Genomic DNA, 25,664 nt, shown 5'->3' with positions numbered 1-25,664 from the left:
ACCCAGGTGGCATCCGACCAGGACGACGTCCTCGCCCTCCCGACACTCGATCACGTCCCAGTGCTTCCTGATCGCCGCCGGATCGCCCTTGCGCCACCTGCGCACCTCGACCAGCTCCAGGCCGCCCCTCGGCAGGCACGGACGGCGCAGCCCACGGACCCCGCCGCGGAAACCGGCGGAAAATTCTTCCTGGCGGGTGTCGATCCGTCGCCCGCCCGATCGACGCAGGGGTGAGAGGCGGGGAGAGACCCCGCCCGCACGACCGAGGAGTCACCATGCCGCGCTTCATGACGCTGATCCGCATCGACGAGAACGCCCGCGGCGGCTGGGAGCCGGACCCGGGCTTCGAGCAGCGGATGGGGGCGCTGTTCGAGGAGATCACCAAGGCCGGGGTGATGCTGGAGACCGCCGGGCTGACCCCGACCGCCGAGGGCACCCGGCTGACCTGGGCCGACGGGAAGATCGACTACACCGACGGGCCGTTCACCGAGACCAAGGAGGTGGTCGGCGGCTACGCGATCCTGCAGTGCAAGGACAAGGCCGAGGCCCTGGAGTGGACCCGCCGCTTCCTGCGGACCCACCCGGCGACGTGGACCGTCGAGGCGGAGGTCCGGCAGATCGACGAGATGCCGCAGCCCCCGCAGTGATCGCCGGGGCGGCCGGAACCGCCGGGGCAGTGTTTGCCTCCCTCTCCGCCGACTGCTCTGATGGGTGGCCGTGACGGAGAGGGAGGCGGCGGCGGTCGTCGAGGCGGTGTTCCGGATCGAGTCCGCGCGGATCATCGCCGGGGTCGCCCGGATCGTACGGGACGTGGGCATCGCCGAGGAGCTGGCGCAGGACGCGCTGGTGGCCGCGCTGGAGCAGTGGCCGCGCGACGGCGTCCCGGACAATCCGGGCGCCTGGCTGACGGCCACCGCCAAGCGGCGGGCGATCGACCTGGTGCGCCGCCGGGAGGTCTACGCCCGCAAGCTCGCCGAGGTGGGGCGGTCGGTGGAGGACGTGCCGCCGCCGGAGCCGGTCGAGCCGGACGACATCGACGACGACCTGCTGCGGCTGATCTTCACCGCCTGCCACCCGGTGCTGTCGGCGCGGGCCCGGATCGCGCTCACCCTGCGGCTGCTCGGCGGGCTGACCACCCCGGAGATCGCCCGCGCCTTCCTGGTGCCCGAGGCGACGGTGGCGCAGCGGATCGTCCGGGCGAAGCGGGCGCTGGCGAAGGCGGACGTGCCCTTCGAGGTGCCGTACGGCGACGACCGGGCGCAGCGGCTCTCCTCGGTGCTGGAGGTCATCTACCTGATCTTCAACGAGGGGTACTCGGCCACCGCCGGGGACGACCTGCTGCGCCCGCAGCTGTGCGAGGACGCGATGCGGCTGGCCCGGGTGCTGGCCGCGCTGATGCCCGCCGAGCCGGAGGCGCACGGGCTGGCCGCGCTGCTGGAGTTCCAGGCCTCGCGGACGGCCACCCGGACCGGGCCGGACGGGCGGCCGGTGCTGCTGGCCGAGCAGAACCGGGCCCGCTGGGACGGGCTGCTGATCCGGCGCGGCTTCGACGCGCTCCAGCGGGCGGGCACCGGGCCGTACTCGGTGCAGGCCGCGATCGCCGCCTGCCACGCGAAGGCGCGGCGGTACGAGGACACCGACTGGGCCACGATCGCCGCGCTGTACGGGCGGCTGCTCGTGCTGACGCCCTCGCCGGTGGTGGCGCTGAACCGGGCGGTGGCCGTCTCGATGGCCCAGGGACCGGCCGCCGCACTGGAGTTGGTGGACGCGCTGGCGGCGGAACCGGCCCTGCGCGACTACCACCTGCTGCCGAGCGTACGGGGTGATCTGCTGGCCCGGCTGGGGCGGGCGGCGGAGGCCAGGGCGGAGTTCGAGCGGGCGGCGGGGCTGACCCGCAACGAGCGGGAGCGGGAGCTGCTGCGGGAGCGGGCGGCCTCGCTGGGGAACCGACCCGCTGGAGACTGACTCGCCGGAGACCGACTCGCCGGAGACCGACTCACCGAGGAGTCGACTCGCCGAGGAACTAAGGGGTTTCGTCCTGGCGCAGTCGGGCGCTGACCGCGCCGAGGCCCTCGGCGAGGACGGCCAGTTGCTCGCGGGTGAGCACGTCGATCAGCAGCTCGCGCACCAGGGCGACGTGCCCGGGGGCGGCCTGGCGGATCATCTCCCGGCCCTGGTCGGTGAGTTCGGCGATGACGCCGCGCACGTCGCTGGGGCAGGAACGGCGGGCGACCAGGCCCATCCGCTCCAGCTGGGTGACCTGGTAGGTCAGTCCGCTCTTGGAGGTGACCAGCTTGTCGGCCAGCTCGGTCATCCGCAGCGAGTCGCCCGGGGCGGCGGACAGGTGCACCAGGATCTCGTACTGCTGGTGCGAGAGGCCGGAGTCGTCCTTGAGCTGGCGTTCCAGCCGGCGGTTGAGCAGGTTGCTCGCGACGACGAAGCCCCGCCAGGCGGCCATCTCGTCCTGGTCGAGCCAGCGGGGTTCGTTCAGTGAGGACATGGGTGAAGCCTACTCCTGTTGTTCAAATTCGAACGAAGGTGTACCGTCGGCCGCGAAGGTTCAAATTTGAACTACTCCGTCATCCAAGCCCCGATTCCCGGTCCGATCCCGGTCCGATCCCGAGGAGGACGCCATGAGCGCCGCGGCCCCCGAGCGCATGCCCGCCCTGTACCTCTCGCACGGCGCGCCGCCGCTCGCCGACGACCCGGTCTGGCCGGGCGAGCTGGCCGCCTGGTCGGCCGACCTGCCGCGCCCCAAGGCCGTCCTGATGGTCTCCGCCCACTGGGAGGAGGCCCCGCTGGCCGTCGGCGCCGTCACCACCGTCCCGCTGGTCTACGACTTCTGGGGCTTCCCCGAGCACTACTACCGGGTGCAGTACGCCGCCCCCGGCGCGCCGGAGCTCGCCGAACGCGTGCGCAAGCTGCTGCGCGCCCCCGGCACACCCGTCCAGGACATCCCCGACCGGGGCCTCGACCACGGCGCATACGTGCCGCTGGTGGAGATGTTCCCGGAGGCCGACATCCCGGTGCTGCAGATCTCCATGCCCACCCTCGACCCCCAGCGCCTGCTGGAGATCGGCCGCCGGCTCGCCCCGTTGCGCGAGGAGGGCGTGCTGATCATCGGCAGCGGCTTCTTCACCCACAACCTGCGGGCGCTCAGCAACGACGGCCGGGTCACCTCGGTGATGGCCGAGTTCGACGACTGGGGCCGGCGCGCCCTGGACGCCCACGACCTGGACGCGCTGCTCGACTTCGAGCACAAGGCCCCGGCCGGGCGCCTGGCCCACCCGCGCACCGAGCACTTCGCCCCGCTGTTCGTCACCCTCGGCGCCGGCGAGGCCGACCTCGGCAGCCAGCGCAGCGTCATCGACGGGTTCTGGATGGGGCTGGCCAAGCGGTCGATCCAGCTGGGCTGACCGAGGGCTACAGCGAGCAGCAGGTGAAGCGCTCACCGATGTGCTCGGGCTGCTCGATCTCGTCCACCAGGGCGACCGCGTAGTCCGGCACCGAGATCCGGCTGCGGCCCTCGGAATCGGTGAGCAGCTGCTCCAGGCCGGTCCGGTAGCGGCCGGTCCGCTCCCCCGGGCCGATCTCGGCGGACGGGCTGAGCACCGTCCAGCGGATGTCGGAGACCGTCCGGTAGTAGTCCAGCGCCTTGCCGTGGGCGTGCATGATCTGCAGGAGCGGCTCCGGCAGGCCCGGGGTGTCCCAGACCCGAACGCCCGGCGCGGTCTCCAGGCTGCCCGCGCCGCCGACCGCGACCAGCCGGGGCGCCCCGTCGCCGAGCGCGCGCAGGCCCTCGACCAGGGAGCGGGCGGCGGGTTCGATCAGCGCCAGGTGGCCGGGGCCGTCACCGCCGCCGACGGCGCTGACCAGGACCTCCTGGCCGCCCGCGACCCGGGCGACGTCGGCCGGGTCCAGCACGTCGGCGCGCTCCACGGAGGCGGCTCCGCCCCGGTAGCGGTCCGGGTCGCGGACCACGGCGGTGAGCTCGTGCCCACGGGCCGCCGCCTCCGCGACGACGGCGCTGCCGATGCTGCCGTTGGCGCCGATCACGGCGATTCTGGCCATGGGGTACCTGCCTGGTTGCTGGTGTCGGGGGATGGCGTCAGACAGGGTCGATTATCGGACTCACGTCCGCCGGCGGCTCGGGGCCTGGGCCTTTCGTGTGACGGTCCGTCTCGTGCGACGGCCCCTCTCGTGCGACGGCCCGTCGAAGGAGTGATCGTGCGCAGCGGCGACACGGCCGCCCGCGTGCGTCCTCGTGGAACCGGCGGGCGGCCGTGGGCGAGTGGTCGGAGCAGGGCGCTCGCTCAGGCGTGCGCGGTGGCGACGCGCTCGGCCTTGCTGCGCTCGACGCAGAACTCGTTGCCCTCGGGGTCGGCCATGGTGATCCAGCCCGTGCCGTCCGGCCGGCGGTGGTCGGCCAGCACGGTGGCGCCCAGGGCGACCAGGCGCTCCGCCTCTTCGTCCCGGTCGCGGTCCTGCGGCTGGAGGTCGAGGTGGACCCGGTTCTTCACCGACTTGCCGTCGGGCACCTTGATGAAGAGCAGCGAGGCCCCGGCGGAGTTCACCACCGCCTCCGGGTCTCCCGGGTTGTCGTCGTCGGCCAGGGTCCCGTCCAGCGCCTGTGCCCAGAAGCTCGCCAGGGCGAACGGGTCGGCGCAGTCGATCGTCACATGTCGTACCAGAGAAGCCATGCGCCTACTCTGGCCTGCGCCGTTCGGACGCGTCCAGCCTTTTCCGGGAGTGCCGGTGGCCGTCCAGCGGATACGGCGGGAAGGCCGGGACGATCTCCGCGAAGGCGTAGCCGCTCTTCTCCGCGACCCGGCAGGAGGCGTCGTTGTCGCCCTCGTGCAGCAGGTCGATCCGGAGCAGGCCGTCGTCGGCGAAGGTGTCGAAGGCCCAGACGGTGAGGGCCTCCACCGCGCGCGGGGCCACGCCCCGGCCGCGCGCCGGGGCCGCCGTCCAGTAGCCCACCTCGGCCGACTCCCCGCCCGGGGCGCCGCGCTTGAGCACGACGTTGCCGACCAGTTCGCCGGCTTCGAGGACGGCGAAGGCGTAGCGGGTGCCGGTCGCCCAACCCTCGTACTGCGTGCTCAGCCAGCGCGCGGCCTGTTCGGCGTCGGACACCGGGGTGCGGATGAAGCGGCGCAGTGTCTCGTCCCGGTAGGCCTCGATCAGGGCCGGCGCGTCGGTGTCCTCGAAGGGGCGCAGCAGCAGGCCGTCGGCCGTCGGGTAGGTGGTCACGGCGAGGGTCATCGGAGGCCCTCCCGGTGGAGGGCGTCGGGTCGCTGATGGCTCATGGGTGGTCTCCCCCTGGGTTCGGAACCGTGCGTTGCGATCTTCCTGACGGACGGTCGGCGGCTCCACCGCGGTTCCGGGCCCGTCGTTCGCGGCTCCGAGGAGCCCGGCTTGACCCTGACGCCAGTGGCAGGGTCGGAGGGTTGTCCGCATGAGCAACGAGAACACGGTGGAGCAGCGGGTCGTGGTGGTCACCGGGGCCGGGACGGGGATCGGGCGGGAGACGGCGCGGGCCTTCGCGGCCGAGGGGGCGCGGGTGCTGGCGGTCGGGCGCCGGCCCGGGCCGCTGGCGGAGACGGCGACCGCCCACCCGGGCCTGATCGAGCCGCTGGTCGCGGACATCACCGGGCCGGACGCGCCGGAGGCGATCGTCGGGGCGGCGCTGGAGAAGTACGGGCAACTGGATGTGCTGGTCAACAACGCCGGGATCGTACCGAGCGGGCAGGGCCTGGGCAGCTACCACGCGGCGGGTATCGGGGCGTTGCTGGCCGTCAACCTGGTCGCCCCGGTGCTGCTCGGGCAGGCCGCTCTCCCGGCGCTGACCGAGAGCCGGGGCGTGGTGGTCAACGTCAGCACCGCCGTCGGACAGCGCGGCTGGCCGACCAACTCGGTGTACGCGGCGAGCAAGGCCGCGTTGGAGACCGTCACCCGCAGCTGGGCGGTCGAACTGGCCCCGCGCGGCGTCCGCGTGGTGGCGGTGGCGCCCGGGGCGATCGACACCCCGATCGGCGACCACTCCGGGTACGGCCCCGAGCAGCTCGCGGCGATCCGCAGGTGGCAGATCGAGCACACCCCGCTGGGCCGGATCGGCCGACCGGCGGAGGTGGCCTGGGCGATCACCCGACTCGCCTCGCCGCAGGCCTCCTTCGTGACCGGCGTAGTGTTGTCGGTCGACGGGGGCGCGCTGGTGGGCTAGGCAGTGGGGCGGGTACGGGTGCGGATCGGTGAGCTGGCACGGCGGACGGGCAGCACCGCCCGGGCGCTGCGGCACTACGAGCGGGCCGGGCTGATCGACTCCGAGCGCGCCGCCAACGGCTACCGGGAGTACGGGGAGTCCACGGTCGTGCGGGTGCGCAACATCCGCGCGCTGGTGGGCGCCGGGCTCACCCTGGAGGACCTCCGGCCGCTGCTGGGCTGCCTGGACGGGGACGTGCTCGCGCACCCGCCGTCCGAGCGGGTGTTGCGGATCGTCCGGGAGCGGCTGGCGGTGCTGGAACGCCGGATCGCCGCCCAGACCGAGGCACGGGACCGTCTGGTGGCGGCACTGGCGGCCACCGGGAGTCCTACGGACGGGTGACACCCCCGATCGGGGGTGTGCAGGGGGCCCGCGCAATAGGACAGTGGGCGCATGCAGATTCCACTCTCCGTGATGGACTTCCTCGACCGGGCCGAGCTGGTCTACGGCGACCGGGTCGGCATCGTCGACGAACCCGTGCAACCGGCCGAATCCTGGGGCGAACTGAGCTACCGCCGGATCGCCGAGCTCGCCCGGGCCCAGGCGGCCGGGCTGGACCGGCTCGGCGTCGGGCCGGGCGAGCGGGTCGCGATCGTCTCGCACAACTCGGCCCGGCTGCTGACCGCCTTCTTCGGGGTGAGCGGGTACGGCCGGGTACTGGTGCCGGTGAACTTCCGGCTGAAGGCCGAGGAGGTCGCGTACATCGTCGAGCAGAGCGGCGCCTCCGTGCTGCTGGTCGACCCCGAACTCGCCGACGCGCTGGACAAGGTGGTGGCCGAGCACAAGTTCGTGCTCGGCGCGGACAGCGACGCCGTGCTCTACGACTTCGACAAGGCGCCCCGCCGGTACGCGATGTCCGAGAACGACACCGCCACCATCAACTACACCAGCGGAACCACCGCCCGCCCCAAGGGCGTTCAGCTCACCCACCGCAACATCTGGCTGAACGCGACGCTGATGGGCCTGCACTACGGCGCGAACGACCGGGACGTGTACCTGCACACCCTGCCGATGTTCCACGCCAACGGCTGGGGACTGCCGTTCTCGCTCACCGGGCTCGGCGCCCGGCACATCGTGCTGCGCAAGGTGGACGGCGCGGAGATCCTGCGCCGGGTCGAGCGGCACGGGGTGACCTTCCTGTCCGGCGCGCCCGCCGTGGTGCAGATGGTGCTGGACGCGGCCGCCGACTGGGACGGCCCGGTGCCCGGCCGGGACCGGGTGCGAATGATCGTGGCCGGCGCGCCGCCGCCGACCTCGGTGGTGCAGCAGGTCGAGGAGCAGCTGGGCTGGGAGTTCATGCAGCTCTACGGCCTGACCGAGACCTCCCCGATCGTCACGGTCAACCGCTCGCGCGCCGAGTGGGACGCCCTGCCGGCCGCCGAGCGGGCCGAGAAGCTGGTGCAGGCCGGCGCCCCGTCGCTCGGCACCCAGCTGCGGGTGGACCCCTCCGGCGAGGTGCTGGTGCGCTCCAACACCGTGCTGGACGGCTACTGGCGGCAGCCCGAGGCCTCGGCCGATGCGCTGCGGGACGGCTGGTTCCACACCGGCGACGGCGGCACCCTCACCGACGGCCAACTGACCATCTCCGACCGGAAGAAGGACGTCATCATCAGCGGCGGGGAGAACGTCTCCTCGATCGAGGTGGAGGACTGCCTGTACAGCCACCCGGCGGTCGCCGAGGCCGCGGTGATCGGGGTGCCGCACGAGAAGTGGGGCGAGACGGTCAAGGCGCTGGTGGTGCTCCGGGAGGGCCACGGGGCCGTCACCGAGGCGGAGTTGATCGCGCACTGCAAGCAGCGGCTGGCCGGCTACAAGTCGCCCACCTCGGTGGAGATCCGGGACGCGCTGCCGCGCACCGCCACCGGGAAGCTGCAGAAGTTCCGGCTGCGCGAGCCGTACTGGACGGGGCGGGAGCGCCGGGTCAACTGAGGTGGGGGCTCAGCCGAGGAGGCCGGACTCCCGGGCCGCGAGGGCGAGTTCGGTCCGGTTGCGGACGCCGAGCTTGTGCATCGCGGCCTTGAGGTAACCGGTCACGGTGTTGCGGGTCAGACCCAGTCGGGCGGCGATCTCCGGGTTGGTCCGGCCGGTCGCCGCCCAGCGCAGCACCTCGTGCTCGCGCGGGGTCAACGGCCTTACCGGGGCGGCCGGTCGGGGTATCGTCCGGTTCCAGGCCGCCGCTCCGGCGAGGGCCAGGGTGGCGGCCGCCGCCAGCTTGCCGACCGCGGCGATCCGGACGTCCCCGAACGGGACGACGGTGCGCAGCGAGGCGTACACCACGCCGTGCACGGTACCGCCGCCCATCAGCGGGACGGTGAGCATCGCGTACAGGTCCTCGGCGGCCACGGCCGCGTCGTAGTGGTGCGAAATGGTCGTCGCCGCACGGTAGTCGGGCACCCAGGTGGGCGCGCGCTCGGCGAGCGCCCGGCCGCCGAGGCCGAGTCCGGCCGGGACGGGCACGTCGTGCAGCAGGTCCGCCCGGGTGCCGGCCCAGTGGCGCAGCACCATGCCCTCGCTGCCGGGGCAGCTCCCGGGCAGCGGCTCGGGCACGCCGACCAGGCCGACGTCGGCGCCGCACTCGGCCACCACTCGGCGGGCGAGGTCGCCGAGCACGGCGTCCCGGACCAGCTCGGCGGCGCGCGCGGCGAGTTCGGGGTCGTCGGGGCGCACAACGCCGTCGGGTCGCACGGCGTCGTCGGGTCGAGCGGCATCGTCGGGTCGCACGGCGTCATCGGCTTGGCCGGCGCCGTCGACGGGTTGCGCAAGGTGGGGGTCCGCGGCCCTGGTCATCGCGGAATTGTCACACGCGGTGGGGCCGGTGGCGAGAGTCCTGACATGCGTGTTTCGTGGAGTGGCGGACGCCTGCGGCCGGCTGGGCGTAGGGTGCGGCCGTGTACTACCGGCGGGTAGCAACTGCCTTGACGGAACTCCTCGGGAGGGGAAGCCGATGACCGACCCGAACGCCCCGGGCGACGTCCTGGGCGGGCTGCTGGCGGACCTGCGGGCCGAGACCGCCGTCCTGGACGCTCTGGTGGCCGACCTCGCGGCCGGGGACTGGGCCCGGCCGACCCCCGCCGAGGGGTGGACGGTCGCGCACCAGATCGCCCACCTGGCGTGGACCGACGACTGGACGGCGCTGGCCGCACGCGACCCGGAGGGCTTCACCGCATCGCTCGGTGGCCGCTTCACCGAGCTGCTGGCCTCCGGGGCCGACCCGGTCGAGGAAGGGGCACGGGAGGGCGCGGCCGCCGAGCCCGCGGAGCTGCTCGCCCGCTGGCGGGCCGGTCGGGAGGAGGTACTGGCCGCGCTGGCCGCCGCCCCGGCCGACGCCCGGCTGCCCTGGTTCGGCCCGCCGATGAAGCCCGCCTCGATGGCGACCGCCCGGCTGATGGAGACCTGGGCGCACGGCCAGGACGTCGCGGACGCGCTCGGCGCGACCCGGGAGCCCACCGCCCGGCTGCGGCACATCGCCCACCTGGGGCTGCGCACCCTGGGCTTCGCCTTCGCCGCGCACGGGCTGCTCGCGCCGGAGCACCCGGTGCGACTCGAACTGACCGCCCCCGACGGCGGATCGTGGGCCCTCGGCCCGGCCGACGCGCCGGATGTGGTGACCGGCCCGGCGTTGGACTTCTGCCTGCTGGTGACCCAGCGCCGCCACCGGGACGACCTCGCCCTCACCGCGACCGGCCCGGTCGCCGCCGCCTGGCTCCCGATCGCCCAGGCCTTCGCCGGACCGCCCGGCAAGGGGCGGCGGCCCCAGGCGTAGGGGCTGTCGGACCCCCGGGGTTCAATGGCGGTCATGAACGACCTGCTCAGCCGCCTGCCCGCCATCCCCGACCTGCGCAACCGCTGCCGCGCCCTCGCCACGCTGGACGTGATCCTCAGCCCTGGCGACTGGGAGCCCCGGTACCACACCTTCACCGGCGCCTGGGCGCCCGGCGAGGAACTGAGCTGGGTGCGCAACGGGCAAGGGGACGACTGGTTCGTCGTCTTCTCCCCCGCCGGCGTCTACGGGCGCGGCTTCGACCACGAGAGGCCCAACGCCCCGGAGTTGCTGGACGCCGTCCCCCCGGCGTTCCACCGGTTCACCGGGGAGCCGGCCTTCGGGGACGTGGACGGCCCGACCGTCACCGCCTGCTTCTGGCGGGCGCCCGGGGACGCGGCCTGGCAAGGCGTGTCCAGCACGCCGGGCGACGGGGAGCTCCTCGAACTCCTGCTGGACGGCTCCGCCGAGGCCTACCGGGACTGGGCCGAGGAGTACTTCGAGCCCGAGCAGGAGCTGGACCTCGACGCGATCGGGCACGTCCTGGCGCTGCGCCCGCTCACGCCGGCCGCGGTGGCGGCGCTCAACCCGGAGACGGACCTGGAGGAGCTGGCCGAGGACCTCGCGGAGATCGGCTATCCGCACTGACGGACGTGCTCAGAGGCCGATCCGGAGCGGGGTGAGCCGGGTGGCGATCAGGTTGGTGGCGCCCCGGTCGCGCTCGATGTGGCCGTGTACCAGCAGGCCGGCCCGGTCCAGGGCGGTGCGGCGCTGGGACTCCCAGACCGGGCGGTTGCAGACCACGTTGATCAGGCCGGTCTCGTCCTCCAGGCTGAGGAAGAGCACCCCGCCGGCCGTCGGCGGCCGCTGCCGGTGGGTGACCAGGCCGCCGACCACCACCGCCGTTCCCGGTGGCACGTCCGGGAGTTGGGCGGCACAGAGCGCGCCGCCGCGTTCCAGATGGGTGCGCAGGTGCTGGAGCGGGTGGCTGGTGGCGGAGGTGCCGGTGGCCCACAGGTCGGCGATGGTCGCCTCGACCGGGCTCAGCTCGGGCAGCTCCGGCGCCTCGGTGCCGGGCGTGGTGCCGGGGAGCAGGTCGGCCGAGATTCCGGCGAACGCCCCTGCCGCCCATAGCGCCTGACGTCTCGTCAACCCGAAGCAGTCGAAGGCTCCGGCCGTCGCCAGCGCCTCCAGGACGGGCGCTGGCAGGCCAGTGCGACGGGCGAAGTCCTCCAGGTCCGCGTACGGCTGCCCGGCCGCGATCGCCTCGGCCTGCGGGGTGCCGATGCCGCGCACCGTCTCCAGGCCGAGCCGGATCGCCGGCTGCGGGCGGCCGGCGGTCAGCGGCGGCTTGGGCGTCGGGCCCCGGTACGGTTCCAGGGTGGGGCGCGGCCCGCTGGCGTTGACGTCCACCCCGCGCACCCGCACGCCGTGCCGCCGAACGTCCGCGACCAGGCTGAGCGGCGAGTAGAAGCCCATCGGCTGGTTGGCCAGCAGGGCGCAGGTGAAGGCCGCCGGGAAGTGGTACTTGAGCCAGGCGCTGGCGTACACCAGGTAGGCGAAGCTGATCGCGTGGCTCTCCGGGAAGCCGTAGCTGGAGAAGGCCTCGATCTTGCCGTAGACGTCCTCGGCCACCTCGGGCGGGATGCCGCGCTCGGCCATTCCGCCGAGCAGCCGCTCGCGCAGCCGGGCGACCCGCTCGTGCGAGCGCTTGGCGCCCATCGCCTGGCGCAGCCGGTCGGCCTCGGGCGGGGTGAACCCGGCGCAGTCGATGGCGAGTTGCATCATCTGCTCCTGGAACAGCGGCACCCCGAGGGTCTTGCCGAGGGCGTTCTCCATCAGCGGGTGCGGGCAGCCGGGCGGCTCCACTCCGGCGCGGCGACGCAGGTACGGGTGGACGGAGCCGCCCTGGATCGGGCCGGGGCGGATCAGCGCGACCTCGACCACCAGGTCGTAGAAGTGGTCCGGCTTGAGCCGGGGCAGGGTGGCCATCTGCGCCCGGGACTCGACCTGGAACACGCCCACGGTGTCGGCGCGGCGCAGCATCGCGTACACGCCCTTGTCGTCGTCCGGGATGGTGGCCAAGTCGTAGCGCAGGCCGTGGTGTTCGGCGACCAGGTCGCAGGCGTCGTGCAGTGCGGCGAGCATGCCGAGGCCGAGCAGGTCGATCTTCACCAGCCCGGCGCCGGCGGTGGACTCCTTGTCCCACTGCAGGACGGAACGCCCGGGCATCCGGGCCCACTCGGTCGGGCAGATCTCGCCGATCGGCTCCTTGGTGAGCACCATGCCGCCCGAGTGGATACCCAGGTGCCTCGGCAGGCCGTGGAGTTGGGTGGCGAGCGAGAGCACGTCGGCGGGGATGACGGCGTCCGCGCCGGGGGCGGAGCGGAAGTCGGTCTGCCGGCTGAAGGCGTCCACCTGCCCCTGCGGGTAGCCGAGCACCCGGGCGGCGTCGCGGATCGCCAGCCGGGGCCGGTAGGTGATCACGTTGGCGACCTGGGCGGCGTGCTCGCGGCCGTAGCGGCGGTAGACGTACTGGATGACCTCCTCACGGCGGCGGTTCTCGATGTCCAGGTCGATGTCGGGCGGCCCGTCCCGGGCGGTGGAGAGGAAGCGTTCGAACAGCAGCTTGTAGTGGACCGGGTCGACGGCGGTGATCCCGAGGGCGAAGCAGACCGCCGAGTTGGCCGCCGAGCCACGGCCCTGGCACCAGATGTCCTCGCGACGGCAGAAGTCCACGATGTCGTGCACGATCAGGAAGTAGCCGGCCAGGTCGAGGTCCTCGATCACGTCCAGTTCCCTGGCGAGCTGGCGGCGGGCGGCGGCGTTGCCGGGGCCGAAGCGGGCCGGGCCGCCGGCCGCGACCAGGGCGCGCAGGTGGCTGATCTCGGTCTCGCCCTCGGGGACGGGGTAGCCGGGCAGTTCCGGGTCCAGCTTGGCGAAGTCGAAGGCGCAGGCCCGGCCGAGTTCGACGGTGGCCCGCTGCACCCCGGGGAAGCGGGCCAGCCGGGCGGCCATCTCCCGGCCCGAGCGCAGGTGCGCGGTGCCGGCCGCCCGGGTCCAGCCGGCCGCCTCCTGCAGGGTGCGGCGCTCGTGCAGCGCGGCCAGGCTCTGCGCCAGACGGCCCTGGGCGGGGCCGGCGTGGTGGGCGTTGGTGGAGGCGACGACGGGCAGCCGTGCCTCGGCCGCGAGCGCGGCGAGGGCGTCGTTGCGCCGGTCGTCGCCGGGCAGCCACTGGTCGATCAGCTCGACGTGGACGTTCTCCCGGCCGAACGCCTCGGTGAGGGTGCGGAGTTGGTGTTCTGGTCGCTGCTTTCCGTTGGATGCGGTTGCGTTGGGTGCGGTTGCGTTGAGTGCGGTTCCGTTGGGCGCGGTTGCGTCGAGTGCGGCGGGGACCCGGCCGAGGCGGCAGCCGGTGAGCACTGCCCAGTGGCCGTCGTGCGCCCCGGCCAGCGTCGCGAGGTCGTACGCCGGGCGGCCCTTGGCACCGCCGGCCAGCTGGGCGGCGGCGATCGCGGCGGAGAGGCGGCGGTAGCCGGCCGGGTCGCGGGCGAGGACCAACAGGTGTTCGGTGCCGGCGGATTCGTGACGGATGGTCAGCTCGGCGCCGAACACGGTGGCCACGCCCGTCCCCCGGGCCGCCTCGGCGAGCCGGACGGCGCCGTACAGGCCGTCGTGGTCGGTGATCGCGAGGGTCTCCACACCCAGCCGGGCCGCCTCGGCGACCAGGTCCTCCGGGTCGCTGGCGCCGTCCAGGAAGCTGAAGGCGGAGTGGACGTGCAGTTCGGCCCAGGGTTCGTCGCTGTCGGTCCTCACGGCGGGGCGTTCCTCGGCGGGGCGTTCCTCGGCAGGGCGGCGCAGCGGGACGACCGTACGGTCCGGCGCAGCGCCGGTCAGCCGTCGGTGCAGCTCGCTCCAGGGGAGGGTGGGGTGGCTGGTGAAGCCCATCGGGGGTTGCCTTCGTCGTTCTCGTGCTCTTCCTGCTCCCCCCTGCTCCCGGGTTCCGGGACCGCTAGTCGTAGCCGGCCTCCAGGTACCACGCACCCCCCTCCACGGTGAGGAGCAGCGCCCGACCACCGTCCACCACCATCTGGAACCGTGCCCGGCGGCGGGCGAGCGACTGGTCCCACCAGTACTCGACCGCCGGCCAGGGCCCGGTCCAGCCCGACACCCGCTCCTCCCGGCCCCGGACCACGACCAGGGCCGGCCGGGCCGACACCCCCGCCCGGCCGTCCACCGTGACCGGCTGCCCGGCCTCGTCCAGCACCCGCACCGGCGCCGGCTCGCGCAGCACCACGGCCGGCCAGAGGTCCGCCAGCCGTCCCGGCCAGGGCGCGTCGGCCGGGGCCGCCGCCTCGTACGGCTCACCCCACGGCACCTTGACCTGCTGCTCACCCGGGCCGCGCCCGCCGGCCGGCTCGATCCGGCGCAGCCCGGCGTGCCCGAGCACCGCTTGCACCCGGGCCACCGCGCGCTCCACCCGGTCGTCCGCGACGGCCTGGCCCCACAGGGCGAGCTGGCGGCCCTGGTCGGGGGAGAGGCCGTCGGGGGCCAGGCGGAGCAGGGTGAAGCCCTCCTGGCCGCTGCCCGCCTGGCCACCTGCCCGATCGCCGGGGCGGCCGTCTGTTCGGCCGTCCGTTCGGCCGTCCTCGAAGGCGCCCGCGCTCTGCCAGGCCTGGAGCTGCCAGCGGACCCGCTCGGCCAGCGCCGTCGCCGACAGCCGGCCCTCGTGCCGCCACAGCCGCGAGGCCGTCCGGCCGTCCGCGCAGGCCACCTCGACGGCCACCCGGCGGCAGGTCAGCCCGGCCCCGGCCAGCCGCTGGTGCAGCCGCTCGGCCAGCGTGCGGGCAACGAACACCAGCGGTTCGGCGAGCGGCTCCGGCGGGTCGAAGCGCTGTTCGACGGAAAGGTCCGGCTCCTCGTCGCGCGGCACCAGCGGGCGCGGCTGCAGGCCTCGGGCCAGCCGGTGTGCGACCGTTCCGGCCGGGCCGAAACGGTCCGCGACCGCCTCCGCGGGCAGCGCGGCGAAGGCCCCGACGGTGGGCAGGCCCAGTCGCCCGAGCAGCTCGGCCAGCGCCTCGTCGCCCAACGCGCCCACCGGGTAGGGGGCGAGGAACTCCGCCGTACGACCGGCGGGCACCAGCACCCCGGCGCGGGCGGCGAGCACGGCGGCGAACAGGCCGTCGGCGACGCCGATCCGGGCGTGGGGGACGGTCTGCGGTTCTGTCGGTCCTGTTGGTCCGGTTGGTCCTGCCGGTTCTGTCGGCTCCGTGGAGGGTTCGGCGGTCGCCTCGGGGACCGCCACCGCGCCGGGGACGGCGTCCGGGACGGGCGGCCGGCCGAGCGCCTCCGCCACCGCCGCGCCGACCTTGGCCGCCAGCGCCTCCTCGCCGCCGAAGTAGCGGCCCGGCCCCTTCACCGGAATGGCGCACAGACCCGGGCGGATCACCTCCACCCGGGGCGTGAACGCCTCCACCGCCGCGACCACCGGCTCGAAGCGGCGGGTCTCCGCCTCCGGGTCGCGGTCGCGCAGCTCCAGCTCCGGGCAGAGCCGCTGGGCCAGCTTGAGGCGCTGCCCCTGCCGCACCCCGGCCGCCCGGGCGCCCGCCGAGCAGGCGAGGATCCGCCCGTCCTCGGTCACCGCCACCGGGTCGTCGCCGGTGACGGCCACCACTGGCCAGTCCGGGCACCAGACCACCAGCACCCGGGGGGTTCGGTCGCTGTCGGACATCGTCGGCACGTCACACCACCGCCGCCACTGCCTGTGGGTGCTCCGCCTGGACGGGCTGCTCCCGGACCGGGCGCACCGCGCCGTGCTCGTCCGGCAGCCAGAGCCGGGCCGACCGGCCGCGTACCGCCGAACCGCGGCCCTCCGCCACCACCTCCACCTGTCGCCCGGCGAGCTGCCCGTAGCCGTCGCCCAGCCCGAACCAGCGCCCGGACCGCACACCCAGCCGCAGTACCGCCCCCGGCCAGGGCCCGGCCACCAGCAGCACGCAGCCGCTGCGCCGCAGCGCCGCGGCCAGCCGGGCGGCCAGCTTCGGCGGCACCGGGCCGTCCGGGCGCAGCATGATCAGCTCCACCGCGCCGGCCAGCACCGACACCACCTCGGGCCAGTGCGCCCCCGGGTCGTCCGCGACCAGCAGGCGGCGCAGGTCCAGCCCGTACCCCTCGGCAGCGGCCAGCCCCAGGTCCGGCAGCCCGACCGCCGCCGCCCAACCGCCCTCGGTCTCCCGCACCCCGGCGGCCAGCGCCAGCAGCAGCCCGACGTCCCCGCCCGCCACCGACACCGCCGTCCCCCGCCGCAGCCCGCCGTCCGGCAGCACCTCCCGCAACGCGGGCACCACCGGCACCAGCCCGCGCACCGCCGCTTGCCCGCCCTCGGGGGCGACGGCCGGCGCCACCGGCCGGAGTGTCACCGGTTTCGCCCTTGCCTCCCTCGGTCCCCCCTGGTCCCCCTGCTCCCCCGGCTGCCCCGCCAGGGCAGCCGGGAGCGCCACCGGCCGGAGCGTGGGGCGTTCGGGCTGCTCGGCGGCAGATTCGAAAACAGATTCGAAAACGGGCACAGCTCCAGGATCGAACATCTGTTCGCAAAGATTCAAGTCCGCTCCATCCACCCCACCCGTCACTCTCCGTGCCGGTCACAGCAGGCCGTCCGGCCGCTGACGGGCCACTGACGGGCTGCCGCCAGGCCCGTTCCCCCGCGACAGCGGCTGCGGATACCGGGCTGGGCGACACGAGCGGGGGCACGGGATCGCGCCGCTGCCGGGCAGCCCGCACACGCTGTCCGGTTCGAACGGGCTGAGCCGACCAGGCGGCCCGGGAGGGCCGAGGGCTTCCTGCGCGCTCTCCGGGGTCGGAGCCCGGCGGTCAGCGCCCGGTTTCGGTGCGCCAGACGACGGCCTCGGTACTCGGTTGGCGTTCGGAGAAGGGGCCCGGCCCGAGGAGGCGGCGGAGGTCCGTCTCGAAGGCGTCCCGGTCGGGGCCGAAGAGGTGCGGGGTCGAGGAGGAGAGGGAGAACACCCCGGCGACCACGTCGTCCGCCGAGCGCTCCAGCGGCCGCCCGCCGGGGACGACCAGCCGCCGGGGCCCGGTGAAGCCCGCCCGGGCGAGGACGGCGGACTCACCGGCCGGAGTGCCCTGCGGCAGCAGGCCCCGGCCGGCGCGGCGGACCGGGCCGAGGTAGTGCCGGACCAGTCCGGCGATCGCGGCGTACGGGACCGGCGGGTGCGGCAGGCCCTCGGTGGGGCGGGGTTCGGCCTTCAGGTCCGAGATGTGCACCAACGCACCACCCGGGCGCAGGAGGCGCCGGACGGTCACCGCCACCAGGTCGCGGTCCATCCAGTGGAAGGACTGGCCGAAGGTCGCCACGGTGAAGGTGCCGAGGCCGGGCGGCAGTTCCTCGGCCCGGGCCCGCACCCAGGTGACCCGGCGCTCCCCCGCGCCCGCCCGGCGCGCCTCGGCGATCATCCCGTCGTCCGGGTCCACCCCGACGACCTCGGCGAACAGGTGCGTCAGCCCCAGTGCCAGCGTCCCCGGTCCGCACCCCACGTCGAGCAGCCGACCCGTGCCGTCCAGGCCCAGCGCCTCGGCCAGGGCCTCCGCCAGGCCGGGCGCGTAGGGCAGTCGACCGCGCGTGTAGTGGGCTGCCGTTCCGGCGAACAGTGTCTCGTCCCAGGTCCAGTCGTCGGTCATGCCCGATCTCCTGTCGTGGGGTTCGGTCTGCGGCCCCGATGATGGCACGGTCTGATCCATCGCCAGGAAGCGAATTCGATGGACAGCCTCCCTGCGATCAACAGACTGATCCCATGAGCGAGACAGACGACAAGAACGATCTCCGGATCTACATCCAGGACGCCCGTGACGCCCTGCTGTGGAAACTCGACGGCCTCTCCGAGTACGACCTCCGGCGCCCACTCGCCCCCACCGGGACCAACCTGCTGGGGCTGGTCAAGCACGTCACCGGGGCCGAGGTGCTGTACTTCGGCGACACCTTCGGGCGGCCCTTCCCCGAGCCGACCCCGCTGTGGATCGTCGGCACCGCCGAACCCAACGGCGACCTGTGGGCCCGGGCGGACGAGAGCACCGAGGAGATCATCGGGCGCTACCGGCGGGTCTGGGCGCACTCGGACGCCACCATCGAGGCGCTGCCGCTGGACGCGGTCGGCCAGGTGCCGTTCGGCGACCGCCACAAGCAGACCCTGCACCGGGTGCTCGTCCACATGATCGCCGAGACCCACCGGCACGTCGGCCACGCCGACCTGGTCCGCGAACTCATCGACGGCGCCACCGGCCAGCGTTCGGACGGCGCCAACACCGCCCCGGGCGACAAGGACTGGTGGCAGGCACACCACGACCGCGTGGAGCAGGCCGCCCGGGAGGCCGGCGGGCTGGCATGACGTGGGCGGAGCAGGGCGTGAGGGTGACCGTCCGGTGTGCGGACTGCGGGGACGCTGCCGTCCGGAGCGTCGGGCAGTTCCTGCACGGTGGGCGGGAGTTGTGGTGGGAAGCCGAACGCCACCGCCCGTCCTGCGGCGTCGCCCAGTGCGAGCACGCGGGCCCGGAGGGGGCGCCGGCGGACGTCCGCGAGGCGTTGCTGATCGCTCACGGCCCGGCCCGGCCCGGCTGCGGCTCGCGGGACCGCTCGGCGATCCGGTGGCCTCGCTGCGGGTGCTGCGGGAGGGGGCGGGGGTGTCGCTCGGGCGGTCTCGTGAACTGCTGGCGGAGCTACGAGAGTTCGGGCTGAGCGGAACGGCCGTCGAGATGGCGTACTGGCGGGTTCGGCGGGGTGAGCGGGGTGCCGCGACGAAGGTCGAGGAGGGCTTCGGGCGGGCGTACCGGTACGTGGGGCCGCCGGAACTGCGGGAGTCGGTGACGGGTGGCGGCCCTGGTGGTCAACGGGTGCGGACGGCGGGCGAGTTCGCCACCTGGGTGGACGTGCGGACGGCCGCGGAACTCGCGGAGCCGTTCACCTTCGTGGTCGACCTGGGCGGGGTGCTGCGGCTCGCTCCACGCCGCAGCGAGCATGTGGCGTGCGCGGGCGGGGAGTTGGTGCTCGGTGCCGGGGAGGTCGGGTTCCGGCGCTCGGGCGGCGGCGGTCAGGGGGTTCGGGAGGTGGAGACGGTCGGCAACCTGTCCACCGGCTACTGCCCGGACGTCCGCTCCTGGCCCGCCGTCGCCGCGGCCCTCGACCGGGTCGGGCTGCCGCACCCGGGCGGTACGGTGGCGGCACAGAGCGCGGCGCACCCACCCGGTGGTGTTCCGGCGTTGCCCGGAGTGCGGGCACTGCGGGATCGTGCGGGAGGAGCGCTACGTGTGTGTGTTCTGCGACGTGGATCTGCCGGGTCCGGGGCACGGGAACGTCGACGGGGTGCCGCCGGCGCAGGACGCGCCGCCGCTTCGCCGGGCGACACGTCACGGTCCCGCCCCGACCCGGGAAACCCCCGTGGCCCTGTCGGGCGGGCCCGCTAGGGTCTGGTGGGTCAGGGGCAGAACCGTGAAGGGTGGGGCACGTGGGGTGTGCGCGGGTGACCGGGGTGCCGGGCGGGGTGGTGCACGAGAGCAGCCGGGAGTTCCTGCTGCGGGTGGGGCTGCCGACGACCGGGGCGTTCCTGGACTTCGGGGTGCTCGACGACGGGTCGCTGAAGGCCTTCCCGGGTGGGGCGGAGCGGCTGTTCGTCCTCGGCGAGACGGACTACTGCACGCCCTTCGCCGCGGTCGGCAACCTGGTGCTGCTGGACGGGACCACCGGTGAGGTGTTCCTCGGTGACGGCGGGCCGAGGCGCGATCCGCTGGCCTCCGACCTGACCGCGCTGGCCGCCCTGGTGCGGGAGGTGGACGCGGTGGGCGAGGCCGCCCGGCGGCCCGAGGCGCTGGACGGACGGCGCGGACCGGCGGTGGTGGCCGAGGTGATGGCGGAGGCCGAGCGGCGGATGCGGGAGATCGACCCCGTGCTGTTCGAACGGAGCGCCGCACCGGCGCACTGGGGGACGGCGCTGCTGGTCCGGGCGCTCGGCTGGGGTGCTCTGCCGGGCGGACCGGACGGGCCCGCGTACGAGGTCGGCCGGGAGCTGGTGGCCGAGCTCGCGGCGCTGACGGACGAGGACGGCGGGGCCGGCCTGGTGCACCGCTTCCGGCCGGAGGGGCTGCCCGCCACCCTGGTGCACGAGCCGACCCGGCGGCTGCTGACCGAGGTCGGGCTGCCGCTGGGCGGGGCGATGTTCGGGGTCTGCGAGGAGCCGCTGGTCACCATGGCGGAGGCGTACCCCGAGTACTTCGACGGTGAGGAGGAACGCCCGTACCAGCGGGACTACCTCGCGCTCGGGGACTGGCCGACCGACCTCACGATCGCCCTGGACGGCGCCACCGGCCGGCTCGAACTGCCGGACTGGTACGACGACGGCCAGCCCGAGGCCTACCTGAACCGCGACCTGTCCGCCCTGCTCTACGCACTGTGGACGTACGAGCGGCTGCGCGCCGAGTGGGAGCGCTGGGACTACGGCCGGGGACGGGAGACCTGGGCGGTGTTCGACCCGCAGTCGCTGCTGAGCACCGTGGTGGACCGGCTGGTGGAGGCCGTCGACCCGGAGGCCTTCGCCTCGCCGGGCCGCTCCTGGCGGCTGCTCGCGGAGGACGGGCACATGGGCGGGCTGCTGGGCTGATCAGGGGCGGGGGCTGCTGCGGTGGTCCCCGGCCTGCGGTCCGCTCGGGTGTCCGGGCCGGGCCGGGGCCGTCCGCGCCGGTACGCTGCCTCGGTGACGAACATCCGTACGGCGGCCGGGCGAAGACGGGCGATGCTCCTCGGCATCAGCGCCGCCCTCTCCCTCGCCTCCGCCGGCGCGCTGTACGGCCTGCTGTACGTCCGGTCGCTGGATTACGGTGAGCGCTGCGAGCACGGCCTGGTGCGGGGCGGCGGACGACTGCTGGAGACGGGTGCGTCCTGGCTGCCGCCGGACGCGTGGTGCCGGTTCGAGGACCGGAGCCTGTCCACCACCCCGTTCTGGGCGCTGCTGCTGTTCTACGGGCTGCTGACCATGGTCGTCTGGTCGGTCAGCTCACTGGTGCGCACCCTTCGGCCGCGCCCGAACCCGGGGCTGGACTGGCAGCCGGGGCACGGCGTTCCGCGCTGGTAGCCGCGCGCGCCGGTACCGACGCCGGTACCGATACGGGTGCGGGCGCGGGCACGGGCGCAGGCGCAGGCGCAGGCGACTGCATGCCGCCGTGCGGGAGGGGGCCTGGGGGCAGCCGGTGCTCAGGGCACTGGTCACGGCGCTGCGGGCGACGGCCGCAGGCCCGGCGCGGTGACGGCCAATGGCCCGGCGCGGTGACGGCCAATGACCTGGCGCCGTAGGCGGGGGTTCCGAGGGCTTGAAGCTGCCGCAGCGGCAGCTTCTACCGTCGTGACCGGGGCCGGAGGAACCGGCCCTGGTCCAAGCGACGCGAGAGACGTGGAGAGGAGACGGCCATGGCCTGGCCCATCGCGGAGGTCGCCCGGATGTCTGGGGTGACCGCCCGGACCCTGCGGCACTACGACGAGATCGGGCTGCTGCCTCCGGCCTGGATCGGTTCCAACGGCCACCGCTACTACGAGGAGCGGCAGTTGCTCCAGCTGCAGCAGGTCCTCGTGCTGCGGGCACTGGGCGTGGGGCTGACCGAGATCGCCCGGATCCTGGGCGACCAGGTGGACGAACTGGAGGCTCTGCGGGGCCACCACCGCCAGCTGGTCACCGAACGCGACCGGCTCGACGTTCTGGCCGCCACCGTCTCACGCACGATCGCCGACCTGGAACGCTCCCGGAAGGACGGCACACCCATGACCAGCATCAACCGGCCCGAGAACCTCTTCGAGGGCATCCAGCCCGCTGACGTCGACATCAGCCTTCGCGACTTCCCCGAGCACGCCGAGGCGGCCCGGCTTGCGACCGCCGAGATGACCCCGGTCGAGATCGAGGCCGGCCAGCGCGAGCGGACCGCGCGGATGGTCCACCTGGCGGAGCTGATGGCGGGCGGCCACCCGGCCGACGCCGAGCCCACGCAGCACATGATCGACGAGGAGTACCAGCTACTCAGCGAGCTCCGGGCCGTCCCGGTGGAGGAGTACCTCGCGATCGCCCGCTCCTGCACGGAGAACGAGATGTGGAGCGCCGCGTACGAGGCCATCGCCCCTGGTCTGGCCGCCTACCAGCGCGCCGCCATGGAGGCGTACACGGCGGCACGGCTCTCCTGAGCCGGGCGGGGTGGGCGCGGGGCGGGGTCGGGGACGGGGTCGGGGACGGGCCCGACCCTTCCGGCCCGACCGCCCGCGCCCGTCCCCCCGCCGTCACTCCGTCCGCCGTCACTCCGTCCGCAGCGCCGTGACCGTCCGGGTACGGGCCGCCCAGGTCGCGGGCAGGAGGGCGCCGAGCAGCGCCAGCACCAGGCCGCCGAGTATCAGCGGCCCCACCACCGACGGGGCGAACACGGCGAGGTCCGCGTCCGGCACCCCGAGCCCGGCGGCGCTGGCCATCGCCGGCATCACCTGATGGTGCACCAGGATCCCGATCGGGACCCCGATCAGCCCGGCCACCAGCCCGCTGCCGCAGACCGAGGTGAGCACCATCCCGACCGTCTGCCGGGGCGACATCCCGAGCGCCTTGAGCACCCCGAGGTCGTGCACCCGCTCCCGGGTGTCCAGCAGCACCGTGTTGAGCACCCCGAGCCCTGCCACCACGGCGAGCAGCAGCGTGAGCGTGCCCGCCAGGGTGTTCATCGCCAGCACCACGATGTTGATGTGCTCCTCGCCAGGGTCGGCGCTCAGACCCTGTTGCTCCACGACCTGGTCCAGCCCGTCGGCGTAGGCCTTCGCGTCGGTCCCCGGGGTGAGGTCGATGTGGAAGGAGAGCGCCTCGCTGTGGACCGCACCGCCGAGCGGCGTCAGCGCGGCCCGGTCCAGGAACACCAGGTCCTCGGTGGTCACCACCTCGCCGGTGATCTTCGCCGGAGTGCTGTGCCCCTGGTCGCTGAGGGTGACGGTGTCACCGACCTTCACCTGGTTGGCACGTAGGAAGGCGGCGCCGACCACGACCTCGCCGGGGCCGTGGAACCAGCGGCCGGAAACCAGCTGGAAGCCGCTCCAGGAGACGTCACCGGTGAACGCGACCACCTGGGAGCGCCCGGTGTTCCCGGCCACGGTGACCGGGGTCGGCACGCTGCTGTACCAGGCCCGGGTGCCGGGGCGGGACTCGATCGCCTTCGCCACGGCCGCCTCGTCCACGTGGTCGACGGGCTTGGCGGAGCCCTCGATCGGCGGCTGGACGAGCACCTTGCCCGCCCGGTCGGCCGTCAGGGCGTCCTGGAGGGAGCCGAGCGACAGCGTCAGACCGACGCAGAGGGTGACCCCGACCGTGCCGAGCACCACCGCCGCGGCGGTGGTCGCCGAGCGGCCCGGCCGGTTGAGCGGGGACGCCAGCCCGAGGCTGAGCGCGCGCGGCACCGGCAGCCGGCTGATCCGGTTCTGCACCCGGGACAGCAGGCCCGCTGCTCCGGCCCGTTCCGTCGTGCCGTCGGCGGCCGCCCGCTTGGCACCCGGCGCCGTTCGGCCGACCGCGAGCGCCTCCACCGTGCGCAGCCGCCCGGCCCGCAGCGCCGGCACCAGCGCGGTACCCGTCACGGCGGCCAGGGCCACCACCACGACCACCACGTCCACCCAGAGCGGGATGCCGAGCAACCCGCCGCGCAGGGCCTTGTGGGCCATCCCGAGGACCGGAACGGAGAGCAGGTTGCCGCCGAGCACGCCGAGCGCCGTGCCGACCCCGGCGGGGATCAGCGCCTGGCCGACGTAGGCGCGCGCCACCTGGGCCGGGGTGAAGCCCATGGACTTGAGGATGCCGATCCGCCGGGTGGCGGCGCTCACGGCGCCGCTGACCACGACCCCGATGATCAGCACCGACATGGCCAGGCCGAGCACTCCGAAGGCGGTGACGAACGGGACGAAGGTCGAGGCCGTCCGGTTGGCCTCCTCCCGGGCGGGCCGGTAGGAGGTGGCCTTGGTGAGCGCGCCGTTCGGCACCGCGGCGGCCAGCGCGGCGTGGTCGGCCTCCACCTCGGCGTCGCTGTCGGCGTGGGCGAAGCGGTAGAGGTACTGGGCGGCGGGCGTGGTGCCGGGCGCGGTCAGCCCGACCACCTGCTCGGGGGCGATCCAGCCGTCCGCACTCCAGGAGACCGAGGAGGCCAGGCCGACGACCTTGAGCGTCGGGTGCCCCGGCAGGTCCGGGAACTGCATGCTGTCGCCGACGGCCAGTGGGGAGTGCCCGTCCAGGAACACCACCTCACCGGGACCGGTGACCCAGTGGCCCATGGTGAGCCGCAGGCCGTCCATCGGGCCGTCCTGGGCGCGGCCGACCAGCGTCATCGGCGGCAGCAGGCTGCCGGCCGGCGGGAACTGCGTGCCCGGAGCGGAGCGCGGCTGCACGGTGACCGCGGAGTAGGGGCCGGCCGAGGCCGTCACGCCGGGCGCGTGGGCGGCCGCGGCGAGCTGGGCGGGGCTCGCCTTGGCCTGGTCGTACAGCACGTTGAGGTGCGCGCCGTGCTGGTCGGTGAAGGAGCGCTGGTACGGGCCCTGGGCGGCGACCAGCAGCCCGACCGCGAGGATGCACGCCGTCACGGACATCATCGTGGTGAGCACCATGACCAGGGTCTGCACGCGCTTGCGGCCGACCCCGGCGCGCACCACCTTGCTCAGAGCACTCATGCGGCCACCTCGCTTCGTCCGGCAGGGGCGTTCGCCCTCCCACGCCTTTCCTCGGTTCGCTCGCTCCGCTCGTTCACCGGGCGACCCCCGGAGCCGGGACGGCCGCCGTGTCCCGGGCCAGTCGGCCGTCGAGCAGTTCGATCGTCCGGTCGGCGCAGGCCTCGGCGAGTGCGGTGTCATGGGTGACCAGCAGGATCGTCTGGCCCTCCGCGTTGAGCCCGCGCAGCAGGTCGCGGACGTCGGCGGCCGAGGCGGTGTCGAGCGCTCCGGTCGGCTCGTCGGCCAGCAGCAGCGGCGGGTGGTTCATCAGCGCCCGGGCCACCGCGACGCGTTGGCGCTCGCCGCCGGAGAGCCGGCCGGGGAAGGCCCTGGCGTGCCGGGCCACCCCGAGCCGCTCCAGCAGCTCCCCGGCCCTGGCCCGGGCCCGCTCCCGCCGCATCCCGGCCAGCTGGGCCGGGAGCAGCACGTTGTCCTCCACGTTCAGATCGTCCAGCAGGTTGAAGAACTGGAACACCATGCCGATCCGCGTCCGCCGGTACTCGGCCAGCGCGGCCTCACCGAGCTGGTGGACGGCCACGCCGTCCACCTCGACGGCGCCCTCGCTCGGGCGGTCGAGGCCGGCGATCAGGTTCAGCAGGGTGGACTTGCCGCTGCCCGAACGGCCGAGCACGGCCAGCGCCTCGCCGGCCCGTACCTCCAGATCGAGCCCGGCCAGGGCGGGGCGGGCGGCGTCGGATCGGTCGTACGTCTTGCTGACGCCGCGGATCCGGATGATCGGCGCGTTCACGGGCCCTCCACGGTTCGGGGTCCGGCACCGGGAGGCCCGGGCCGGCTGACGGGACATGACGCTACGAATCCGCGGCGGGGTGCGGACAGCCGCCTAAACGGCCTCTCGGGGGTGTATCCAGATACACCCC

24 protein-coding genes are annotated in these 25,664 nt (G+C 74.4%); 12 read left to right on the top strand and 12 right to left on the bottom strand.

The features are described from left to right. Positions 1-275 precede the first annotated feature (275 nt). Positions 276-647: a YciI family protein gene (locus ACFVWU_RS14950; protein ID WP_387619996.1), complete on the top strand. Its 372-nt coding sequence runs from the start codon at positions 276-278 to the stop codon at positions 645-647. A 70-nt stretch (positions 648-717) separates the two neighbouring features. Further along, positions 718-1,965, top strand: a complete 1,248-nt coding sequence (locus ACFVWU_RS14945; protein ID WP_387619993.1) for an RNA polymerase sigma factor — start codon at positions 718-720, stop codon at positions 1,963-1,965. A 58-nt stretch (positions 1,966-2,023) separates the two neighbouring features. On the opposite strand, the gene ACFVWU_RS14940 is transcribed toward ACFVWU_RS14945, so the two are convergent. After that, positions 2,024-2,491, bottom strand: a complete 468-nt coding sequence (locus ACFVWU_RS14940; protein WP_380611815.1) for a MarR family winged helix-turn-helix transcriptional regulator — start codon at positions 2,489-2,491, stop codon at positions 2,024-2,026. 142 nt (positions 2,492-2,633) lie between these two features. On the opposite strand from ACFVWU_RS14940, the gene ACFVWU_RS14935 reads away from it, so the two are divergent. Then, entirely contained in the window at positions 2,634-3,416 is a 783-nt protein-coding gene (locus ACFVWU_RS14935) for a dioxygenase (RefSeq protein ID WP_387619991.1), read from the top strand. A 7-nt stretch (positions 3,417-3,423) separates the two neighbouring features. Here ACFVWU_RS14935 and ACFVWU_RS14930 read toward each other — a convergent pair whose 3' ends face one another. The 3 genes from ACFVWU_RS14930 to ACFVWU_RS14920 all read right to left on the bottom strand — a co-directional run bounded on the left by ACFVWU_RS14930 (position 3,424) and on the right by ACFVWU_RS14920 (position 5,262). After that, positions 3,424-4,071 carry an NAD(P)-dependent oxidoreductase gene (locus tag ACFVWU_RS14930; RefSeq protein WP_387619989.1) on the bottom strand — a complete coding sequence of 216 codons (648 nt, stop codon included), beginning with the start codon at positions 4,069-4,071 and terminating at the stop codon, positions 3,424-3,426. A 242-nt stretch (positions 4,072-4,313) separates the two neighbouring features. Continuing rightward, positions 4,314-4,700: a VOC family protein gene (locus ACFVWU_RS14925; RefSeq protein ID WP_387619986.1), complete on the bottom strand. Its 387-nt coding sequence runs from the start codon at positions 4,698-4,700 to the stop codon at positions 4,314-4,316. Between the two features lie 4 nt (positions 4,701-4,704). Next, positions 4,705-5,262, bottom strand: a complete 558-nt coding sequence (locus ACFVWU_RS14920; protein ID WP_387619983.1) for a GNAT family N-acetyltransferase — start codon at positions 5,260-5,262, stop codon at positions 4,705-4,707. 193 nt (positions 5,263-5,455) lie between these two features. Here ACFVWU_RS14920 and ACFVWU_RS14915 point away from each other — a divergent pair, with 193 nt between their 5' ends. From ACFVWU_RS14915 to ACFVWU_RS14905, 3 genes are read left to right on the top strand one after another with little or no spacing between them, the layout of a single operon-like run. Next, positions 5,456-6,220: an SDR family NAD(P)-dependent oxidoreductase gene (locus tag ACFVWU_RS14915; protein WP_387619980.1), complete on the top strand. Its 765-nt coding sequence runs from the start codon at positions 5,456-5,458 to the stop codon at positions 6,218-6,220. An 18-nt stretch (positions 6,221-6,238) separates the two neighbouring features. Beyond that, the gene (locus tag ACFVWU_RS14910; RefSeq protein ID WP_387619977.1) at positions 6,239-6,601 is read left to right on the top strand and encodes a MerR family transcriptional regulator; all 363 of its coding nucleotides are present in this window, start codon (positions 6,239-6,241) and stop codon (positions 6,599-6,601) included. Between the two features lie 51 nt (positions 6,602-6,652). After that, a complete protein-coding gene (locus tag ACFVWU_RS14905) occupies positions 6,653-8,188 on the top strand; it encodes an AMP-binding protein (RefSeq protein WP_387619975.1) in 1,536 nt (511 codons plus the stop codon). 9 nt (positions 8,189-8,197) lie between these two features. Here the strand turns inward: ACFVWU_RS14905 and ACFVWU_RS14900 are convergent, their stop codons facing one another. Continuing rightward, a complete protein-coding gene (locus tag ACFVWU_RS14900) occupies positions 8,198-8,980 on the bottom strand; it encodes a LuxR C-terminal-related transcriptional regulator (RefSeq protein ID WP_387619972.1) in 783 nt (260 codons plus the stop codon). A gap of 223 nt (positions 8,981-9,203) precedes the next feature. Between ACFVWU_RS14900 and ACFVWU_RS14895 the strand changes: the two genes are divergently transcribed. Together ACFVWU_RS14895 and ACFVWU_RS14890 are read left to right on the top strand one after the other, a co-directional pair. Beyond that, on the top strand, positions 9,204-10,022 hold the full coding sequence (locus ACFVWU_RS14895; protein WP_387619969.1) for a TIGR03084 family metal-binding protein: 819 nt from the start codon (positions 9,204-9,206) through the stop codon (positions 10,020-10,022). Between the two features lie 33 nt (positions 10,023-10,055). Continuing rightward, a complete protein-coding gene (locus tag ACFVWU_RS14890; RefSeq protein WP_387619966.1) occupies positions 10,056-10,667 on the top strand; it encodes a hypothetical protein in 612 nt (203 codons plus the stop codon). 9 nt (positions 10,668-10,676) lie between these two features. Here the strand turns inward: ACFVWU_RS14890 and ACFVWU_RS14885 are convergent, their stop codons facing one another. From ACFVWU_RS14885 to ACFVWU_RS14870, 4 genes are all read right to left on the bottom strand, one after another. Next, positions 10,677-13,967 carry an error-prone DNA polymerase gene (locus tag ACFVWU_RS14885; protein ID WP_387619963.1) on the bottom strand — a complete coding sequence of 1,097 codons (3,291 nt, stop codon included), beginning with the start codon at positions 13,965-13,967 and terminating at the stop codon, positions 10,677-10,679. 64 nt (positions 13,968-14,031) lie between these two features. Next, positions 14,032-15,750 (bottom strand): DNA polymerase Y family protein, encoded by a 1,719-nt coding sequence (locus ACFVWU_RS14880; protein WP_387619960.1) that lies wholly within the window; start codon positions 15,748-15,750, stop codon positions 14,032-14,034. Between the two features lie 10 nt (positions 15,751-15,760). Beyond that, the gene (locus ACFVWU_RS14875) at positions 15,761-16,423 is read right to left on the bottom strand and encodes a hypothetical protein (protein ID WP_387619958.1); all 663 of its coding nucleotides are present in this window, start codon (positions 16,421-16,423) and stop codon (positions 15,761-15,763) included. A gap of 466 nt (positions 16,424-16,889) precedes the next feature. After that, entirely contained in the window at positions 16,890-17,714 is an 825-nt protein-coding gene (locus tag ACFVWU_RS14870; RefSeq protein ID WP_387619955.1) for a class I SAM-dependent methyltransferase, read from the bottom strand. Positions 17,715-17,827: 113 nt separating this feature from the next. Here ACFVWU_RS14870 and ACFVWU_RS14865 point away from each other — a divergent pair, with 113 nt between their 5' ends. Then, the gene (locus ACFVWU_RS14865) at positions 17,828-18,418 is read left to right on the top strand and encodes a DinB family protein (RefSeq protein WP_387619952.1); all 591 of its coding nucleotides are present in this window, start codon (positions 17,828-17,830) and stop codon (positions 18,416-18,418) included. 328 nt (positions 18,419-18,746) lie between these two features. Here the strand turns inward: ACFVWU_RS14865 and ACFVWU_RS14860 are convergent, their stop codons facing one another. Continuing rightward, positions 18,747-19,265, bottom strand: a complete 519-nt coding sequence (locus ACFVWU_RS14860; RefSeq protein ID WP_387619949.1) for a hypothetical protein — start codon at positions 19,263-19,265, stop codon at positions 18,747-18,749. Between the two features lie 281 nt (positions 19,266-19,546). Between ACFVWU_RS14860 and ACFVWU_RS14855 the strand changes: the two genes are divergently transcribed. The 3 genes from ACFVWU_RS14855 (at position 19,547) to ACFVWU_RS14845 (ending at position 22,245) form a co-directional block, all read left to right on the top strand. Further along, positions 19,547-20,680: an SUKH-4 family immunity protein gene (locus ACFVWU_RS14855; protein ID WP_387619947.1), complete on the top strand. Its 1,134-nt coding sequence runs from the start codon at positions 19,547-19,549 to the stop codon at positions 20,678-20,680. A gap of 93 nt (positions 20,681-20,773) precedes the next feature. Beyond that, on the top strand, positions 20,774-21,151 hold the full coding sequence (locus tag ACFVWU_RS14850; protein WP_387619944.1) for a hypothetical protein: 378 nt from the start codon (positions 20,774-20,776) through the stop codon (positions 21,149-21,151). A 332-nt stretch (positions 21,152-21,483) separates the two neighbouring features. Beyond that, complete coding sequence (locus ACFVWU_RS14845; protein ID WP_387619941.1) at positions 21,484-22,245, top strand: MerR family transcriptional regulator; 762 nt, start codon at positions 21,484-21,486, stop codon at positions 22,243-22,245. 108 nt (positions 22,246-22,353) lie between these two features. Here ACFVWU_RS14845 and ACFVWU_RS14840 read toward each other — a convergent pair whose 3' ends face one another. Together ACFVWU_RS14840 and ACFVWU_RS14835 are read right to left on the bottom strand one after the other, a co-directional pair. Continuing rightward, positions 22,354-24,747 carry an FtsX-like permease family protein gene (locus tag ACFVWU_RS14840; RefSeq protein WP_387619938.1) on the bottom strand — a complete coding sequence of 798 codons (2,394 nt, stop codon included), beginning with the start codon at positions 24,745-24,747 and terminating at the stop codon, positions 22,354-22,356. Between the two features lie 73 nt (positions 24,748-24,820). Beyond that, positions 24,821-25,534, bottom strand: a complete 714-nt coding sequence (locus ACFVWU_RS14835; protein ID WP_387619936.1) for an ABC transporter ATP-binding protein — start codon at positions 25,532-25,534, stop codon at positions 24,821-24,823. Positions 25,535-25,664 lie beyond the last annotated feature (130 nt).

This window comes from Kitasatospora sp. NPDC058190 (assembly GCF_042883685.1).
Lineage (GTDB): Bacteria > Actinomycetota > Actinomycetes > Streptomycetales > Streptomycetaceae > Kitasatospora.
The sequence above is the reverse complement of the archived record's forward strand: the minus strand, read 5'-3'. Positions and strand labels throughout refer to the sequence as shown.

Bases quoted from the DNA above. Each gene is read 5' to 3' on its own strand.
- ACFVWU_RS14950 (WP_387619996.1), top strand. From the start codon at position 276: ATGCCGCGCTTCATGACGCTGATCCGCATCGACGAGAACGCCCGCGGC.
- ACFVWU_RS14935 (WP_387619991.1), top strand. From the start codon at position 2,634: ATGAGCGCCGCGGCCCCCGAGCGCATGCCCGCCCTGTACCTCTCGCAC.
- ACFVWU_RS14930 (WP_387619989.1), bottom strand. From the start codon at position 4,071: ATGGCCAGAATCGCCGTGATCGGCGCCAACGGCAGCATCGGCAGCGCC.
- ACFVWU_RS14925 (WP_387619986.1), bottom strand. From the start codon at position 4,700: ATGGCTTCTCTGGTACGACATGTGACGATCGACTGCGCCGACCCGTTC.
- ACFVWU_RS14920 (WP_387619983.1), bottom strand. From the start codon at position 5,262: ATGACCCTCGCCGTGACCACCTACCCGACGGCCGACGGCCTGCTGCTG.
- ACFVWU_RS14915 (WP_387619980.1), top strand. From the start codon at position 5,456: ATGAGCAACGAGAACACGGTGGAGCAGCGGGTCGTGGTGGTCACCGGG.
- ACFVWU_RS14905 (WP_387619975.1), top strand. From the start codon at position 6,653: ATGCAGATTCCACTCTCCGTGATGGACTTCCTCGACCGGGCCGAGCTG.
- ACFVWU_RS14895 (WP_387619969.1), top strand. From the start codon at position 9,204: ATGACCGACCCGAACGCCCCGGGCGACGTCCTGGGCGGGCTGCTGGCG.
- ACFVWU_RS14890 (WP_387619966.1), top strand. From the start codon at position 10,056: ATGAACGACCTGCTCAGCCGCCTGCCCGCCATCCCCGACCTGCGCAAC.
- ACFVWU_RS14885 (WP_387619963.1), bottom strand. From the start codon at position 13,967: ATGGGCTTCACCAGCCACCCCACCCTCCCCTGGAGCGAGCTGCACCGA.
- ACFVWU_RS14880 (WP_387619960.1), bottom strand. From the start codon at position 15,750: ATGTCCGACAGCGACCGAACCCCCCGGGTGCTGGTGGTCTGGTGCCCG.
- ACFVWU_RS14870 (WP_387619955.1), bottom strand. From the start codon at position 17,714: ATGACCGACGACTGGACCTGGGACGAGACACTGTTCGCCGGAACGGCA.
- ACFVWU_RS14865 (WP_387619952.1), top strand. From the start codon at position 17,828: ATGAGCGAGACAGACGACAAGAACGATCTCCGGATCTACATCCAGGAC.
- ACFVWU_RS14845 (WP_387619941.1), top strand. From the start codon at position 21,484: ATGGCCTGGCCCATCGCGGAGGTCGCCCGGATGTCTGGGGTGACCGCC.
- ACFVWU_RS14840 (WP_387619938.1), bottom strand. From the start codon at position 24,747: ATGAGTGCTCTGAGCAAGGTGGTGCGCGCCGGGGTCGGCCGCAAGCGC.